Here is a 15,874-nt window from a genome sequence, read left to right as displayed (position 1 = left end):
GACGCCGGCATTATGCGAGTTGCCGCGCCCGCGCTCAAGTCGCCACGCGCTCAATTGTCGAGCAATTCGATACGGTCGTCGTGGATGCGGATCAGGCCCTGCTTGTAGAGCCCGCCGATGGCCTTCTTGAAGTTGCCCTTGCTGACGCGAAACTGCTCGGCGATCAGCTCGGGCGGGCTCTTGTCGCCCAGCGCCAGCACACCGCCCTGCTCGCGCAGGCGCTCGACGATCTGCTCGGCGAGGCCACTGGCGGCCTCACGGCCGATCGGTTGCAGGCTCAGGCTGATCTTGCCGTCGGCGCGCAGTTCCTTGATGTAGCCCTTCTCGCGCATGCCGCTGCGGATGAACTTGAACAGTTCGTTCTTGTGGATCAGGCCCCAGTGCTTGCCGTCGATGATGGCCTTGAAGCCCAGGTCGGTGCGCTCGACCACCAGCAGGTCGACCTCCTGGCCCACCTGATAGTCGGCGGGCACCTGGTCCAGATGGCGGTCCAGCCGCGCCGTCGCGGTGAGACGGCGGGTGCGCTTGTCCAGATAGAGGTAGATCACGCAGTAGTCGCCGATCTGCAGCGGGCGCTTCTCTTCCGAGTGCGGCAGCAGCAGGTCCTTGGGCAGGCCCCAGTCGAAGAACAGGCCGACCCGGTTGATGTCCACCACCTTGAGGCTGGCGAACTGGCCGAGCTGGATCTTCGGCTTCAGGGTGGTGGCGATCAGCTTGTCTTCGCTGTCGAGGTAGATGAACACGTTGAGCCAGTCCTCGACTTCGCTCGGCGTGTCCTTGGGGATGTAGCGCTTGGGCAGGAGGATTTCACCATCCGCACCACCGTCCAGGTACAGCCCGAAGTCGGTGTGCTTGACCACCTGTAGAGAATTCATCCGCCCGATTACGGCCATCGTGTTCCACCTCGCTAAAACAGCCGGCCATTCTACCCGAGTTCGCGGCTCTCCGGGCCTGCCGTGCAGTCATTCGACAGCCGGTCACCGTGAGGCCTAAGTCGCTGGAAAACAAGCCATTAAAGGCGGTGAACAGGGGCCTGCCAGGGCCTTGCACAGGTGACTGATTGGCGATTAACCCAGCAGAATGGGGCTGATTGAGGCATAATGGCCGGCCGCCCATCGAAAAGAGATCAAGGTCATGGCCACCCTTCGCGTCAAGTCGTCCGCCAGCAAAGTCAGCAAGCCGGCTCCAGCAGTGGAAACCCGCGAGTCCATCGAGGCGCAGATTGCCGCTTTCCTGCAGGGCGGTGGCGAGATCCAGCAGATCGCCAAGGGTGTAAGCGGTCAGACCTACGGCGGCACTCGCCAGATCACCATCAGCAAGAAGTGATCGTTCGCGGGTGCGCCTCGCGCACCCGACACCCCTCCCCCGCCTTATTCGCTCGCCAGCCCCAGGCGCAGCAAGCGCCCCTGCGGCGCATCCGTCAGCACGTAGAGATAGCCGTCCGGCCCTTGCCGCACGTCGCGTATCCGTGCGTTGAGTGATTCCAGCAAGCGCTCCTCGCGCACGACCCTGTTGCCATCGAGATGCAGGCGAATCAGCGCCTGGCCGGACAGCGCGCCAATGAACAGGCTGTGTTGCCAGGCCGCGAAGCGCTCGCCCGAATAGAACGCCATGCCACTGATGGCCGGCGACTTCTCCCAGACATGCAGGGGCGGTTCGGTGCCTTCCAGGGTTTTGCCCCGGGCCTCGGGAATCGGCAGCATCGAGTAGTTGATGCCATGCGTCGCCAGTGGCCAGCCATAGTTCTTGCCGGCCTCGGGGATGTTGATCTCGTCGCCGCCGCGCGGGCCGTGCTCGTGGGTCCACACGCGGCCACTCCAGGGGTTGAGCGCCGCCCCCTGCTGGTTGCGATGGCCATAGGACCAGATCTCGCCGCGGGCGCCGGCACGCTCGACGAAGGGGTTGTCCTCGGGGATGCGTCCGTCCGGGTAGATGCGCACCAGCTTGCCCTGCAGCTTGTCCAGCGCCTGCGCGGTGGGACGGTCGTTGTTGTCGCCCAGGGCGATGAACAGGTGGCCCTGCTGGTCGAACACCAGACGCGAGCCGAAGTGCGTGCCAGTGGACAGCTTGGGCTGCTGGCGGAAGATCACCGTGAAGTTCTCCAGCGCGCGGCTGTCGGCGGACAGCCGTCCGCGCCCGACCGCGGTGCCCGCCGCACCGTCACCGGCTTCGGCGTAAGACAGGTAGACGAGGCGATCCTCGACGAAGTCGGGTGACAGCACCACATCGAGCAGCCCGCCCTGGCCCACGGCGAACACGCCGGGCACCCCACGCAGCGGCGGCGACAACTCCCCCGTGGCGCTGACTCGCCGCAGCATCCCCGGCCGCTCGCTGACCAGGAAACCCTGGCCATCCGGGAGCACGGCGACGGCCCAGGGATTGCGCAGGCCCTCGGCGACGGTAACGACATTCACGGGCCCCAGTTCGGAGGGCAGCTGGCGCTCCTCGGCAAGGCCGGGCTGGCTGCCGAACAGGGCGAGCAAGGCGAAGGTGGCGAGCGACTTGAGCGGCATCCTGGCGTCTCCATGCAGGTGGCGAGCGAGGCGTCATAGTGCAACAGGCCCTGTCCGCCGGCAGCCGCGCAACAGTTTCCTCAGATTTCAGTCCGCCAGGTAGCGCTGCTCGATGCGCTGGTATTCGCCCGACTCGCGCAGTTTGCGCAGGCCCTCGTCGAAGCGCTGGCGCTGTCGATCCAGGCGGAAGCCGACCCGGTACGGCGTGGGTGGGAATATCTCGAACCAGGACAGCGCCTGCGTCACGTCGACCTGGTCGGCCACCTCGCGATTGAAGTAGCGGAGGATGCGCTTGTCGCCCACCACTACGTCCACACGGCCGCTGTAGAGCAGGCGGTTGCGGTTGATCTGCAGGGCCTCCTCGCGGTAGCGCGGGTTGCTCAGGGCCATGCGCTCGAACTCGGGGCCCAACAGCAGCCGCGCACGCTGGAAGGCGCTGACCGAGTAGTTGCCGAGGTCGGCGATGTGCTCGATGCGATAGCCGCGGCTGGCCAGGGCCACCGCCACGTTGTGGTAATAGATGTAGGTCTGCGAGTAGTAGGCCTTCACGCCACTGCGCTGGTGGGAGGTGGCGATCGCGTCGATCTCGCCACGGCGCAGCATCAGGTGCAGGCGCTCCATCGGCGCATAGTAGACGGTGACCTCGAAGCCGGCGTTCTGCGCGGCGCGCTCGATCAACTCGTACTCCAGTCCACGCCGCTCGCCCTCGTAGATGTAAGGCGGTTTGTGCGTGCCGAAGCCAACGTTCAGCACATCTGCCGGCGCCGTCAGGCTCAGGCATGCCAGTGCCGCTGCTACCCACCATCTGAACATCACGGTCCCCATTGTCGGTCCAGCTGAGCATAGACGGCTCGCGGGAGTCATCACCAAAGTGGATGCAGGTCGATTCACTCCGTTGTGCACTATCGCGACTAGACTGGCTCCACGCATTTCTGCGCCTGCCTTCTGGAGACCCTGACCATGCTCAAAGCCGAATACCAACAGCGCGGCCCGGTGCCGCAAGACGTCATCAGCGCGGTTGCCCTGCAACTGCCGGAGCCTGCCGCCGGGCAGGTGCGCGTCAAGGTGCTGGCGGCGCCGATCAACCCCTCCGACGTGCTCACGCTGACCGGCGCCTACGGCATGCTGCCGCCGCTGCCTGCTATCGGCGGCAACGAAGGGGTCGGCAAGGTCGAGGCGCTCGGTGCCGGCGTCAGCCAGTTCAAGGTTGGCCAGACCGTGCTCCTGCCGGTCGGCAGCGGCACCTGGGTCAGCGCCATGAATGCCCCGGCGGACAAGCTGATCCCCCTGCCGGACGCCGATCCGCTGCAGTTGGCCATGCTCACCGTCAACCCGCCGACCGCCTCGCTGCTGCTCAGCGAGTTCGTCGACCTCAAGCCGGGTGACTGGGTCATCCAGAACGCCGCCAACTCCGGCGTTGGCAGCTACCTGATCCAGCTGGCCAAGCTGCGCGGCTTCAAGACCATCAACGTGGTACGCCGCGAGTCGGCGGTCGCCGGCGTGGAGGCCGAAGGCGCCGATCTGGTGCTGGTGGACGGGCCGGACCTGGCCAAGCGCGTGCGTGCGGCCACCGGTGGTGCCGAAGTGCGTCTGGGTATCGATGCGGTCGGCGGCGTCAGCACCGACAACCTGGCTGCCGTCCTGGCCAACGGTGGCGTGCTGGTGAACTACGGCATGATGAGCGGCCAGGCCTGCCAGGTGTCGCCGGCCTCGTTCGTGTTCCGTGACGTGACGCTGCGCGGCTTCTGGCTGGCCAAGTGGTTCCAGCAGGCCAGCCCGGCGCAGCAGATGAAGGTGTTCGGCGAACTGGTGCAACTGATCGCCAGCGGCAAGCTGAAGACCCGTGTCGCGGCGACCTACGACCTGGAACACATCAAGGATGCCGTGGCCGCTGCCGCCAGCGGCGAGCGGGACGGCAAGATCCTCCTGGTGCCCTGAGGCATCCGGCGACAGCCCTGCATGGCGCATCCTCGGATGCGCCAGTCTGCCGGGTGCGCTGCGCGCAGCGTCTGCCTCAGGCCGGCACCGCCCCGTCCAGGCCCTCGCGCATGCGCACGGCGTCCGTCTGGAAGCAGCGCGCAGCCTGCAGCAATGCCAGCAGCGTCAGCAGCAGCGCCACCGGGATCAGCAACATCGCATCATGCAGGCCGACGGCCTTGAAGGCCTCGGTCATCTCGCTGGCGCCAGCGGCCTGCATCGCCGCCTGCGCGTAGTGATCCGACAGCCAGCCCACCGCCAGTGGCCCCAGCCCCCCGCCCAGCAGGTACAGGCCGGCGAAGAACAGCGCCATGGCCGTGGCACGCAGACGCGGCTCGATCACATCCTGGATCGCCGTGTAGACGCAGGTGTAGAAGTTGTAGGAGAACAGCCAGCCGAGGCTGAACACCGCGACGAACAGCGCCGTATCGATGCGTCCCGCAGTCAGCGCCCACGCGCTGCAGAGGCAGGCCACCAGCATGCTCAGCGCGGCGAACAGCAGACGGCCATTGGCCCAGCGCTGGTGCACCTTGTCCGCCACCCAGCCGCCCAGTGTCAGGCCGACCAGCCCGGTCAGCCCGACGATCACCCCGGTGGCCATCGCCGCCTGCTGCAGACCCAGGCCGAAATAGCGCTGCAGCATCGGCACCATGAAGGCATTGCAGGCATAGGCGGCGAAATTGAACGCCAGCCCCGCCAGCACCAGCCACCAGAAGGTGCGGATCGCCAGCACCTTGCGCAGCGGTTGCTGCACCGCGGCGCTGCTGACCGGCATGCTTTCCGCCGCGCCCCGCGCCGGCTCGCGGATGAAGAACAGGAACAGCGCGAGAATCAGCCCCGGCAGCGCCGCGATGAGAAACGGCGCCCGCCAGCTGCCGAACGCCTGCACCATGGCGCCGATGCTGAAGAACGCCAGCAGCAGGCCCAGTGGCAGGCCGAGCATGAAGATGCCCATGGCCCGTGCGCGTTTGTGCGCGGGGAACAGATCGCCGATCAGCGAGTTGGCCGCCGGGGCGTAGCTGGCCTCGCCGATGCCGACGCCCATGCGAATCAGCAGGAAGCTCCAGAAGTTCCAGGCCATGCCGTTGAGCGCCGTCAGGCCGCTCCAGGCCGCCAGGCCCCAGCCCATGATCTTGCGCCGGGCGCCGGTGTCGGCCATGCGTCCGAGCGGGACGCCGGCCAGCGCGTAGACAATGGTGAAGGCGGTACCGATCAGGCCCAGCTGCAGGTCGCTCAGGCCCCACTCCAGGCGGATCGGCTCGATGATGATGGCGGGAATGGTGCGATCGAAGAAGTTGAACAGGTTGGCCAGGAAGAGCAGGAACAGAATGCGCCAGGCATTCGCGGCTTGCTGATTGGGCGGCACGGCAAGGTCTCCATGTTGTTGTCCGCGTGCGGCCTACTGCGGTGGCGCCTACCTTGGCAGCACCGACCGAACGCTGAGTGATGCGCAATCTAGAGGCTTTGCCTGGCTTTGTCTGCGACCATTCGCTTGATTTATGCAGATCGATGGGAGCGACGGCCAACCAGCGCCAATATCCGGCCGAACAACGCAAAGTGTTTTTTTCCGTGCTAGAACCAATGGGACTGGTCATTTCATGGCCAATGGCCAACATCCCACTGACTCGCCGGACTGTCGCTGATGAAAACTAAAAAAGACGCCGTAGCCCCCGCCAAGGAAGCCACCCTGGCCGATCTCGCCGACACCCTGCTGGCGCCATCCGCGCTGGCGGTGCAAAGCGACACTGGCGAGCAGTACCTGTACTTCACCGAACGCGACATCGAGCGCATCCTCGACAACCTCGATGGCCTGCGCAACATGGTGTTCCCCCTGGGCGAGCCACTGGACGACAGCGAGTCGAGTCGCATCCAGCAGTTCCCCTCGGTGTGCCTGATCGGCCTGGGGCGCTGCGGCTCGAACATCGCCCTGGACGTCGCCTCGCTGGTCTACAACGCCCGCCAGTTCTACCTGGAGGAGTTTCACAGCGAAGCCACGGCGGCCATCGAGCAGGCCTCCCGTCCCAGCCGCTGGATTCGCAGCAACCTGCTGCGTGCGCCGAGCAAGAGCAGCAAGCCGGTGTTCCTGATCGAGCCGCTGGTGATGCTCGGCGACCTGGACAAGGACATCGCCGGGCGCATCCGTTTCTCGCGCAAGGGCGAGATGAGCGGCTTTCTCGACGACTACAGCAAGATGAAGATCATGGACCTGTCCGAGGTGCATGCCGGTGGGGCCGGCAACGCGCCGATCCTCGGCCAGTACCTGGCCAAGATCATCCTCAACAAGGACACCCAGCGCTTCTCCAACGAAGACTGGAAGTTCATCCACAGCTACCTGATCGACTCCTGCGGCATCAAGGCCAACCAGTCGCGGCTGTACTTCTATATCTTCAGCGCCGGCGGCGGCACCGGCTCCGGCATGGCCTCGGAGTTCGGCCTGGCGCAGCAGTTCGCCTACATGAGCAAGACCTTCGACAGCAAGGCACCGGAGGACGCCGAGACGGAGCGCGATCGTGGCTTCGTCTTCGAGCCGATCTTCACCAGCGGCATCTGCATCCTGCCGAACATCTCCGACCAGCGCAGCGAGATGTCCGAGGCCCTGCACATCAACGCCGGGCGCCTGCTCTGCAAGTACCTGGCCGAGGAATGGGACTTCTCCTACAACTTCGACAACGAGCAGAACAGCGCCGAGAGCGTGATGCGCCGCATCCGTCCGTGGAACGCCATGATGCTGATCTCCAACGACATCATGCGCTACGCCGAGGAAAGCGGTGACGGCAGCATCCACAACATCGACGTGACCGCCATGGAGCGCCACGCCAACCAGTACATCTCGCAGCAGATCTTCAACATCCTCACCGCCCAGGCGGTGACCAGCGACTACGACCAGAACTACTTCCGCCGCGCCGGCATCGACATCGGCGAGACCATCCGCCTCGATGCCAACGACCTGTTCATGAGCCTGGCAGGCCCGGTGGCCGTGGCCTACGCAGAATCCGTGGTGCCCGAGCAGCACGCCCAGCTATCGGAGAAATTCCGCGTGCTGGACAAGGAACAGCACCCGCCCCGGCTGAACATCGACGACCTGTTCTTCCGCTCCATCGACCTGCCGCATTTCAACAAGGTCACCCAGGCCATCGAGGGCATCAGCCTGCTGCCGATCGAATCCAAGCGCTACCGCCAGGCCCTCGAGCAGTACAAGGCCAGCGGCTACGACGCGGCGCAGCTGAGCGACCTGCACTTCTTCAAGAACTGCTCGTCGGTGGTGTCCATCGTCTCCCTGCCCAAGGACTACAAGCTGTCCTACATGGACCTGAACCGGCTCAAGACCCACCTCAACAACCTCTTCCCCAACACCACGCTCAAGCGCTATGCGCTGGTGATCGGCGCCTCGGCCAACCTCTCTCTGACCACCCTGATCGTCAAGAGCCCCTGCCTGTCGGACGATTTCCTGACCCTGATCGTCGCCTACATCAAGCGCTGCTTCGCCCGCGACCAGTACCGCTTCGACGACAGCCTGGACGACGCCATGCTCGACTTCATCGTCGCCGAGCGCTTCAACGAGGCGCAGCTCGACGCCATGCTCAACGAACACGAGGACCCGGCGAAGATCCTCGACACCAACTGGTACGCGATCAAGCCGATGTACGAGAAGAAGTACCGCGAGCTGATCCACGATGCCGAGAAGTTCGTCTCGATCAACGACATCCGCCTGTCGCGCGAAAGCGTCAAGCAGGCGATCAAGTACCTGCGCGAGATCTACCGCCATCGCATCGGCAAGACCCGGGTGATCTCGCTCAACGACTACGGCAAGTAGGCCGTAACGGCGAGCCTGTGCTTCACTGAACCGGGCACGCATACCGCAGGCAAGCGGGGGTGGTAATGGAAGGACTCTCGATCAGGTTCCTCAGTGACCTGCCCGTTCAGGGGCAGCTCCTGCTGGACTGCAGCCATGACCCCTGGCTGATGCTGCTGTCGTACGTCATCGCCACCATCGGCAGCCTCAGCACGCTGACCATCACCAAGCACCTGGAGCAGGTTCACAGGCGCAGCATGCGCCTGATCTGGGGCCTGGTCGGCGGGCTGTGCCTGGCGGGCGGCATCTGGTCCATGCACTTCATCGGCATGCTGGCGTTCCAGGCCCCGGTGGTCATTCACTACCACCTGGCCACCACCGCACTGTCGCTGCTGGTGGCGCTGGCCGCCGCCCTGCTCGCGCTCTACTGCATGAGCATGGCGCAGGCCGGCCTGGGCCGGCAGTTGCTGGCGGCCCTGATCATCGGCCTGGGTATCACTGCCATGCACTACAGCGGCATGGCCGCCATCCGCTCGCCGGCGCACGCCTACTACCATGGCGGCCTGTTCAGCCTGTCCATACTCATCGCCATCAGCGCCAGCTTCGCGGCGCTGCTGATCGACCGCTACGTGCGCGTCGGCTCGCCCAGACAACAGCGCTGGATGCGCTGCTGTGCAGCCCTGGTGATGGGCGCGGCCATCGCCGCCATGCACTACACCGGCATGGCGGCGCTCAACCTCGTGGTGCCGGATGGCACGCCCCTGCAGTTGCGCAGTGCCGACAACAGCCTGCAGCTGGGGCTGATCGTCGCCTCGATCACCCTGCTGATCCTGGGCCTGAGCCTGGCGGCCGCGTGGATCGGGCACAAGCTGGATGACAAGGACCGTGACCTGCAACGGGTGAACAGCCTGCTGGTGCAGCTCGACCAGGCCAAGGCCTCGCTGGAACAGGTGGCGCACTATGACCCCCTGACCGAGCTGCTCAACCGCCGAGGCTTCAACCGGGTCTTCGCCGCCGCCCTTGAGGAGCATGCGGTGACCAACCGCAGCCTGGCGGTGATGTTCCTCGACGTCGATCACTTCAAGCGCATCAACGACAGCCTCGGCCACGACGCCGGTGACGAGCTGCTGCGCATGGTCGCGCAGCGCATCCGCCTGGCGCTGCGCGAGCGTGACATCATCGCCCGCTTCGGCGGCGACGAGTTCTGCGTGGTCGCCAGCCTCGACAGCAATGCCGACCCGCGTGCCCTGGCCAATCGCATGCTGGAGCAGATGAAAGAGCCGATCAGCCTGGCCGGGCGCAAGATCGTGATGACCACCAGCGTCGGCATCAGCCTGTTCCCGCAGGACGGCAGCAATGCCGACGAGCTGCTCAAGCATGCCGACCTGGCGCTGTACCAGTCCAAGGGCAGCGGTCGCAACGTGGTGCACTTCTTCAACCCGCACCTCAAGCAGAAGGCCTCCTTCGAGCTGCAACTGGAGGAAGACCTGCGCCTGGCCCTGCAGCAGGACAGCGGCCTGCTGCTCTACTACCAGCCGATCATCGACCTGCGCAGTGGCGCGCTGAGCAAGCTGGAAGCGCTGGTGCGCTGGCACCACCCGCAGCACGGCCTGCTCACGCCGGACCGCTTCATCGCCATCGCCGAAGCCAATGGCTTCATCGACCTGCTCGACCACTGGGTGCTGCGCAGCGCCTGCCTGGACCTCAACAACCTCGAGCACATGGGGTATTCCGGCCTGAAGATCGCGGTCAACTGCTCGGCACTCAACCTGGGCACCGACCAGTTGCCTGGCCGCATCGAACAGCTGCTGCGTTCGACTCACTGCCCGGCCCATTGCCTGGAACTGGAGGTCACCGAGAGCGCGCTGCTGAGCAACATCAACCGGGCCATCGGCCTGCTGGAAAGCATCCGGGCGCTGGGCTTGAGCCTGTCCATCGACGACTTCGGCACCGGCTATTCATCCCTTGCCTACCTGCGCCGCCTGCCGCTGGACACGCTGAAGATCGATCGATCGTTCATCCAGGACGTGGTCAACTCCAGCCCGGACCGCGAGATAGTCCATGCCATCATCGCCATGGCCCACGCCTTGCACCTGAAGGTGGTCGCCGAAGGCGTGGAGACCGTCGAACAACTGGCCTTCCTGCAGGAACGCGGCTGCGATCAGGTGCAGGGCTACCTGTTCAGCAAACCGGTGCCGCTGGCCGAGATCATCTCGCTGTTCCCGCCGCACTATCGGCCGCTGGAGCGGGTAGCGAGCGGCTCCTGAACCCTCACGCCCTGGGCAGACGCTCGCCGCTGAAGCGCCTCCCACAAGCGGCTGTGCAACCCGTAGGAGCGGCTTCAGCCGCGAAACGTACACCTCACGCCAGCGAACGTAGGGTGGATCACGCTTCACCGATCCACCGTTGCGGTGGACGTGAAAAGCGACGTCCACCCTACACTCCCGGATTTCATCTGGGCTACGGGGCGGGTCGTAGGAGCGGCTTCAGCCGCGATCCAGCCACCTCACCCTCAAGCCCTGAACGCCGGCAACCAGCCCAGGCTGGCCTGCGTACCCGCTTCTCCCGGCTTGTACTCGGCGCCCAGCCAGCCGTCATAGCCGCTGTCACGCAGCGCGCTCAGCAGCGGCGGGAAGGCCAGTTCCCCGCTACCCGGCGCACCCCGCCCCGGCACATCGGCGAACTGCACATGGCCGACACGCCCGGCCAACAGGCGCACACCGGCGGCGACGTCCAGCCCCTGCCGGGCCATGTGGTAGAGGTCGTACTGCGCCGCCAGATTGGGGTGATCCACCGCGCGCAGCAGCTCATCCAGGTGCTCCGGCGTATTGATCAGGAAGCCCGGCATGTCGATGGGGTTGATCGCCTCCACCAGCACCCGGATGCCCAGCACGGCGAATGCCTCGGCACTCTTGCGCAGGTTGGCGGCCAGGCAGTCCAGCGCCTGCTCGCGGCTCACGCCCTCGGCCAGGCGCCCCGGCAGCACGTTGACGCACGCCGGGCGGACCATGGCCGCGTAGCTCAGCGCCTCCTGCAGGGCGGTATCGAACTCGGCCTGGCGCGCAGGCACGCCGGCCAGGCCCGGGCCACCGCTCATCAGGTCGCCTGCCGGAACGTTGATCAGCAGCAGCGGCAAGCCGCTGAGCGCCAGCACCTCTTTCAGGGCGATGGCAGGCAGTTCGTAGGGAAACTGGATTTCCACGCCGTCGAACCCTTCACGCATCGCCGCCAGCACACGCTCGCGCAGCGGCAACTCGGTGAACAACATGGACAGGTTGGCGGCGATCTTCATGGGCATTGCTCCCGCAGCAGCTCCACCAGCGTGGCCGGGTCGCGCTCGAGAAAGCCCTGGCTGCCGTGCAGGCGCATCAGCTGCGCCGCCAGGCCGCTCATGGGCGTGGCGCCGCCCTGCTCGCGCGACAGCTTCACCGCCGTGTCGAGATCCTTGAGCAGCGTGCGCACGTGCCACTTGATCGGTTCGAACTGGCTGGCCGCCATCTGCGGCGCCAGGATCTGCAGCGGCTTGGAATCGGCGAAACCGCCCGCCAGGGCCGGCGCGATCTGGCTGGCATCGACCCCGGAGCGTTCGGCCAGCGCCACCACCTCGGCGATCACCAGCGCGTTGCAGGCCACGATCATCTGGTTGCACACCTTGGTCACCTGCCCGGCACCGACGTCGCCCATGCGCGTCAGGCGCTGGCCCAGGTGCGCCAGGATCGGCCGCACCCGCTCCACGTCCTCGTCGCGACCGCCGGCCATGATCGCCAGGCTACCGGCCTCGGCGCCAGGCGTGCCGCCGGACACCGGCGCGTCGACCCAGCGCATGCCGCTGCGCGCCTCCAACTCGGCGGCCATCTCCCGCGTGGCGGCCGGGTCCAGGCTGGAGAAGTCCACCAGCAACTGGCCCGGGCGCGCGCCCTCGACTATCCCGCCGGGGCCGAACACCACCTCGCGCACCACCTCGGTATTGGCCAGGCAGAGCATCACCACGCTGGCATCGCGGCACAGCTCCGCCGGGTTCTCCACGCGATGCGCCCCCAGCTCCAGCAGCGGCGCGCATTTGTCCGGCGAGCGGTTCCACAGGGTCAGCGGGTAGCCGGCAGCGAGCAGGCGGCGGGTCATCGGCAGGCCCATCAGGCCAATGCCGGCAAAAGCCAGAGCGGGCAGCGTTGCAGTCATCGATCAACTCCAGGCAGTTCGTATCCAGCGCGCATCTTAACCCCGCAGTCAGCGCGCGCGTGCTGCAAGCGCGTCGTTCGGCCACTATACTGCGCACGCCTTCCCCGCTATTGAACCGGAGAATCCGTCATGTTCAAGCAAACCCTGGCGCTCGCCGCCGGCATCGCCCTGTCCGTATCTGCAGTATTCGCGCACGCCGCCGACGCCCTCAAGGTCTCGGCCATCCCCGACGAAGCCCCCACCGAGCTGCTGCGCAAGTTCAAGCCGCTGGGTGCCTACCTGGAGCAGGAGCTGGGCATGAAGGTAGAGTTCGTGCCGGTGGCCGACTACGCCGCCGTGGTCGAAGCGCTGGCGGCCGACCGCATCGACATGGCCTGGCTGGGTGGCTTCACCTTCGTCCAGGCGCGCCTGAAAACAGGGAACGCCGTGCCGCTGGTACAGCGTGAACAGGATGCCGAGTTCACCAGCAAGTTCATCACCTCCGACCCGGCGGTGAAATCGCTGCAGGACCTCAAGGGCAAGACCTTCGCCTTCGGTTCCGTGTCCTCCACCTCCGGCAGCCTGATGCCGCGCTACTTCATGCTGCAGGACGGCATCAAGCCGGAAGACTTCTTCAGCCGCGTGGCCTACTCCGGCGCCCACGACGCCACCGCTGCCTGGGTCCAGGCCGGCAAGGCCGACGCGGGCGTGCTCAACGCCTCGGTGTGGCAGAAGCTGGTCGACGCCGGCAAGGTCGACACCGACAAGGTCAAGGTCTTCGCCACCACCCCGACCTACTACGACTACAACTGGACCGTGCGCGGCAACCTCGACGCCGACCTGCAGGCGAAGATCAAGGCTGCCTTCCTCGCCCTCGACCCGGCCAAGCCGGAGCAGAAGGCGATTCTCGACCTGCAGGCCGCCAGCCGCTTCATCGAGACCCAGCCCGCCAACTACGAAGGCATCGAAGAGGCCGCTCGCGCCGCCGGCCTGTTGAAGTGAGTGTCACGCTGCGTGGCGTGGGCCTGGCCCACGCCAACGGCAAGGTCGCGCTCGAGGCCATCGATCTGCACATCGCCCCCGGCGAGCGGGTGGCCATCATCGGTCCCTCCGGGGCCGGCAAGACCACCCTGCTGCGCCTGCTGGCCACCAGCCTGCAACCCACGCGCGGCACGCTCGACCTGCTGCAACACGACCCCTGGCGCCTGGCTGCCGGCCAGCGCCAGCGCCTGCGCGCGCGCATCGGCCTGATCCACCAGGCGCCGCCGCTGCCACCGCGCCAGCGCGTGGTCACCGCCGTGCTGGCTGGCAAGCTCGGCCAGTGGCCCCTGGCCAAGGGCCTGCTCAACCTGCTCTACCCGCTGGATGCCTCCGGCGCCCAGGCGGCCCTGGCGCGCCTGGACATCGCCGACAAGCTCTACCAGCGCTGCGACCAGCTCTCCGGTGGCCAGCTGCAGCGCGTAGGCATCGCCCGCGTGCTGTACCAGGCGCCGGAGCTGATCCTCGCCGACGAGCCTGTCTCGGCCATGGACCCGGTGCTGGCCGGGCACACCCTGGCCGTGCTCAACCGCGAGGCCGCCGAGCGCGGCATGACCCTGCTCGCCAGCCTGCATGCCGTCGACCTGGCCCTGGCGCACTTCCCACGGGTGATCGGCATTCGCGACGGGCGCATCGCCTTCGACCTGCCGGCCGCCGACGTGCAGCCCGCACAGTTGCAGGCGCTGTACGCCAACGAGCAGCTGCAGGCCTCGCCCAGCCTGCCTGTGCAGGCGCAGCCGGTGCACATCCCGCGATGCTGACAACCGCCCCACGCGACCCCGCCGCCCTGCCACGGCTGCTGATCACGCTACTGGCGCTGCTCCTGCTGTGGCCGGGCATCGACCTCAGCGAACTGAACCTGGCCGTGCTGGTGGAGGGCGACAACACCCGCGCCATGGGCAACTTCCTCGCCGGGTTCTGGCCGCCCGCGCATGATGCCGAGTTCCTCGCCCTGCTCGGCCGCGCCACCCTGGAAACCCTGGCCATCGCCACCGCCGGCATGAGCCTGGCACTGCTGATCGCCATTCCCGCCTCGCTGCTGGCCAGCCGCGCGCTGTCGCTGTCGGCGCTGCACCGTGGCGGCCGCCCGGCCTGGTGGGCCCGCCTGGCGCGCTGGCCGGTGCGCGGTTTGCTGATCTTCCTGCGCAGCGTGCCGGAGATCGTCTGGGCGCTGCTGTTCGTGCGTGCCGTCGGCCTCGGCCCCACCGCCGGGGTGCTGGCCATCGCCATCACCTACGCCGGCATGCTCGGCAAGGTCTACGCGGAAATTTTCGAGTCGGTCGATACCCGCCCCGCCCGCGCCCTGCTCGGCGCCGGCAGCAGCCGCCTGGCGGCCTTCGCCTATGGCGTGCTGCCCAATGCCGCTGGCGAGATGCTCTCCTACACCGTGTACCGCTGGGAGTGCGCGATTCGCGCCTCGGTGGTGATGGGCTTCGTCGGCGCCGGCGGCCTGGGCCAGCAGATCGACCTGTCGCTGCGCATGTTCGCGGGCGGCGAAGTGGCCAGCATGCTGCTCACCTTCCTGCTGCTGGTGCTGCTCGCCGACCAGCTCAGCCGCCTGCTGCGCGCGAGGCTGACATGAGAAGCGGCAACCTGATCCTGCTCCTCGCCCTTCTCGGCGCGGTGGTTGCCTCATTCGTCTACCTGGGCATCGACCTCGGCGCGCTGGTGGCCGGCGACAGCCTGGCGCAGATGGGCCAGTACGCCAGTGGCTTCCTGCATCCGGACTTCTCCGCCGCGCACCTGCAGGCCATTGGCCGTGGCGCGCTGGAAACCCTGGCCATGTCCGCCATCGGCACCCTGCTCGCCGCCCTGCTCGGCCTGGCCCTGGCCCTGCCGGCTGCCGGCCGCTTCGGCGGCCTTGCCCTGCACGCCACGCGCCTGCTGCTCAATGCCCTGCGTGCCATTCCCGAGCTGGTGTGGGCGGCGCTGATGGTGCTGGCCGCCGGCCTCGGCCCCAATGCCGGCACCCTGGCCCTGGCCCTGCACACCGCCGGCGTGCTTGGCCGGCTGTTCGCCGAAGCGCTGGAAAACACCCCGCGCGAACCCGCCGATGCCATCCGCGAGAACGGCGGCGGCCGCCTGCTCGCCTTCTGCTACGGCACCCTGCCGGGGGTCTGGCCGCAACTGGTGGCCTACAGCCTGTACCGCTGGGAGAACAACATCCGCATGGCCAGCGTGCTCGGCTTCGTCGGCGCCGGCGGCCTGGGGCAGATGCTCTACATGTCCCTCAGCCTGTTCCAGGAGGCCCAGGCGGCCACGGTGATTCTCGCCATGCTGCTGCTGGTGCTGGCGGTCGATGCGCTGAGCGGCTGGGCACGCCAGCGCTGGGTCAGTGCCTGAACGCCACATCGCGCACATGGCCGAATGCCACTGGACGTACGACGAGCGGCCT

At 66.9% G+C, this 15,874-nt stretch carries 14 protein-coding genes; 8 read left to right on the top strand and 6 right to left on the bottom strand.

The window, feature by feature from the left end; genetic code table 11:
- Window positions 1-50: 50 nt before the first annotated feature.
- Window positions 51-893 carry a CvfB family protein gene (locus tag EPK82_RS15595; protein ID WP_134677137.1) on the bottom strand — a complete coding sequence of 281 codons (843 nt, stop codon included), beginning with the start codon at window positions 891-893 and terminating at the stop codon, window positions 51-53.
- Between the two features lie 241 nt (window positions 894-1,134).
- On the opposite strand from EPK82_RS15595, the gene EPK82_RS15590 reads away from it, so the two are divergent.
- A complete protein-coding gene (locus EPK82_RS15590; protein WP_013716575.1) occupies window positions 1,135-1,326 on the top strand; it encodes a hypothetical protein in 192 nt (63 codons plus the stop codon).
- A gap of 44 nt (window positions 1,327-1,370) precedes the next feature.
- Here the strand turns inward: EPK82_RS15590 and EPK82_RS15585 are convergent, their stop codons facing one another.
- Window positions 1,371-2,513: a PQQ-dependent sugar dehydrogenase gene (locus EPK82_RS15585; RefSeq protein ID WP_134677135.1), complete on the bottom strand. Its 1,143-nt coding sequence runs from the start codon at window positions 2,511-2,513 to the stop codon at window positions 1,371-1,373.
- A gap of 87 nt (window positions 2,514-2,600) precedes the next feature.
- Window positions 2,601-3,326: a substrate-binding periplasmic protein gene (locus tag EPK82_RS15580; protein ID WP_134677133.1), complete on the bottom strand. Its 726-nt coding sequence runs from the start codon at window positions 3,324-3,326 to the stop codon at window positions 2,601-2,603.
- A gap of 147 nt (window positions 3,327-3,473) precedes the next feature.
- On the opposite strand from EPK82_RS15580, the gene EPK82_RS15575 reads away from it, so the two are divergent.
- Window positions 3,474-4,451, top strand: coding sequence for a zinc-dependent alcohol dehydrogenase family protein (locus EPK82_RS15575; RefSeq protein WP_134677132.1), 978 nt, complete (start codon window positions 3,474-3,476; stop codon window positions 4,449-4,451).
- A gap of 76 nt (window positions 4,452-4,527) precedes the next feature.
- Here EPK82_RS15575 and EPK82_RS15570 read toward each other — a convergent pair whose 3' ends face one another.
- The gene (locus tag EPK82_RS15570) at window positions 4,528-5,856 is read right to left on the bottom strand and encodes a spinster family MFS transporter (RefSeq protein WP_134677131.1); all 1,329 of its coding nucleotides are present in this window, start codon (window positions 5,854-5,856) and stop codon (window positions 4,528-4,530) included.
- Window positions 5,857-6,132: 276 nt separating this feature from the next.
- On the opposite strand from EPK82_RS15570, the gene EPK82_RS15565 reads away from it, so the two are divergent.
- Both EPK82_RS15565 and EPK82_RS15560 read left to right on the top strand, forming a co-directional pair.
- Complete coding sequence (locus EPK82_RS15565; RefSeq protein ID WP_134677130.1) at window positions 6,133-8,304, top strand: hypothetical protein; 2,172 nt, start codon at window positions 6,133-6,135, stop codon at window positions 8,302-8,304.
- A gap of 65 nt (window positions 8,305-8,369) precedes the next feature.
- Entirely contained in the window at window positions 8,370-10,550 is a 2,181-nt protein-coding gene (locus EPK82_RS15560; protein ID WP_134677129.1) for a putative bifunctional diguanylate cyclase/phosphodiesterase, read from the top strand.
- A 245-nt stretch (window positions 10,551-10,795) separates the two neighbouring features.
- On the opposite strand, the gene EPK82_RS15555 is transcribed toward EPK82_RS15560, so the two are convergent.
- Window positions 10,796-11,575 carry a hydroxypyruvate isomerase family protein gene (locus tag EPK82_RS15555; RefSeq protein WP_134677128.1) on the bottom strand — a complete coding sequence of 260 codons (780 nt, stop codon included), beginning with the start codon at window positions 11,573-11,575 and terminating at the stop codon, window positions 10,796-10,798.
- On the bottom strand, window positions 11,572-12,462 hold the full coding sequence (locus EPK82_RS15550; RefSeq protein ID WP_047586187.1) for an NAD(P)-dependent oxidoreductase: 891 nt from the start codon (window positions 12,460-12,462) through the stop codon (window positions 11,572-11,574). The genes EPK82_RS15555 and EPK82_RS15550 overlap by 4 nt, the downstream gene beginning before the upstream one ends.
- Window positions 12,463-12,591: 129 nt before the next feature.
- Here EPK82_RS15550 and EPK82_RS15545 point away from each other — a divergent pair, with 129 nt between their 5' ends.
- The 4 genes from EPK82_RS15545 to phnE are packed head-to-tail and all read left to right on the top strand — an operon-like array spanning window position 12,592 to window position 15,822.
- A complete protein-coding gene (locus tag EPK82_RS15545; protein ID WP_134677127.1) occupies window positions 12,592-13,443 on the top strand; it encodes a putative selenate ABC transporter substrate-binding protein in 852 nt (283 codons plus the stop codon).
- On the top strand, window positions 13,440-14,240 hold the full coding sequence (locus tag EPK82_RS15540) for a phosphonate ABC transporter ATP-binding protein (protein WP_037056115.1): 801 nt from the start codon (window positions 13,440-13,442) through the stop codon (window positions 14,238-14,240). The genes EPK82_RS15545 and EPK82_RS15540 overlap by 4 nt, the downstream gene beginning before the upstream one ends.
- Entirely contained in the window at window positions 14,234-15,061 is an 828-nt protein-coding gene (locus tag EPK82_RS15535) for a PhnE/PtxC family ABC transporter permease (protein ID WP_134677126.1), read from the top strand. The genes EPK82_RS15540 and EPK82_RS15535 overlap by 7 nt, the downstream gene beginning before the upstream one ends.
- A complete protein-coding gene (gene phnE, locus EPK82_RS15530) occupies window positions 15,058-15,822 on the top strand; it encodes a phosphonate ABC transporter, permease protein PhnE (protein WP_134677125.1) in 765 nt (254 codons plus the stop codon). Before EPK82_RS15535 ends, phnE begins: the two co-directional genes overlap by 4 nt.
- Window positions 15,823-15,874: the final 52 nt, after the last annotated feature.

The organism is Ectopseudomonas khazarica, assembly GCF_004521985.1.
In the GTDB taxonomy this organism is placed as follows: Bacteria; Pseudomonadota; Gammaproteobacteria; order Pseudomonadales; family Pseudomonadaceae; genus Aquipseudomonas; species Aquipseudomonas khazarica.
The sequence above is the reverse complement of the archived record's forward strand: the minus strand, read 5'-3'. Positions and strand labels throughout refer to the sequence as shown.

Excerpts from the sequence above, each read along its gene's own strand:
- EPK82_RS15595 (WP_134677137.1), bottom strand. The coding sequence starts at position 893 with ATGGCCGTAATCGGGCGGATGAATTCTCTACAGGTGGTCAAGCACACC.
- EPK82_RS15590 (WP_013716575.1), top strand. The coding sequence starts at position 1,135 with ATGGCCACCCTTCGCGTCAAGTCGTCCGCCAGCAAAGTCAGCAAGCCG.
- EPK82_RS15585 (WP_134677135.1), bottom strand. The coding sequence starts at position 2,513 with ATGCCGCTCAAGTCGCTCGCCACCTTCGCCTTGCTCGCCCTGTTCGGC.
- EPK82_RS15580 (WP_134677133.1), bottom strand. The coding sequence starts at position 3,326 with ATGTTCAGATGGTGGGTAGCAGCGGCACTGGCATGCCTGAGCCTGACG.
- EPK82_RS15575 (WP_134677132.1), top strand. The coding sequence starts at position 3,474 with ATGCTCAAAGCCGAATACCAACAGCGCGGCCCGGTGCCGCAAGACGTC.
- EPK82_RS15565 (WP_134677130.1), top strand. The coding sequence starts at position 6,133 with ATGAAAACTAAAAAAGACGCCGTAGCCCCCGCCAAGGAAGCCACCCTG.
- EPK82_RS15560 (WP_134677129.1), top strand. The coding sequence starts at position 8,370 with ATGGAAGGACTCTCGATCAGGTTCCTCAGTGACCTGCCCGTTCAGGGG.
- EPK82_RS15555 (WP_134677128.1), bottom strand. The coding sequence starts at position 11,575 with ATGAAGATCGCCGCCAACCTGTCCATGTTGTTCACCGAGTTGCCGCTG.
- EPK82_RS15550 (WP_047586187.1), bottom strand. The coding sequence starts at position 12,462 with ATGACTGCAACGCTGCCCGCTCTGGCTTTTGCCGGCATTGGCCTGATG.
- EPK82_RS15545 (WP_134677127.1), top strand. The coding sequence starts at position 12,592 with ATGTTCAAGCAAACCCTGGCGCTCGCCGCCGGCATCGCCCTGTCCGTA.
- EPK82_RS15535 (WP_134677126.1), top strand. The coding sequence starts at position 14,234 with ATGCTGACAACCGCCCCACGCGACCCCGCCGCCCTGCCACGGCTGCTG.
- phnE (WP_134677125.1), top strand. The coding sequence starts at position 15,058 with ATGAGAAGCGGCAACCTGATCCTGCTCCTCGCCCTTCTCGGCGCGGTG.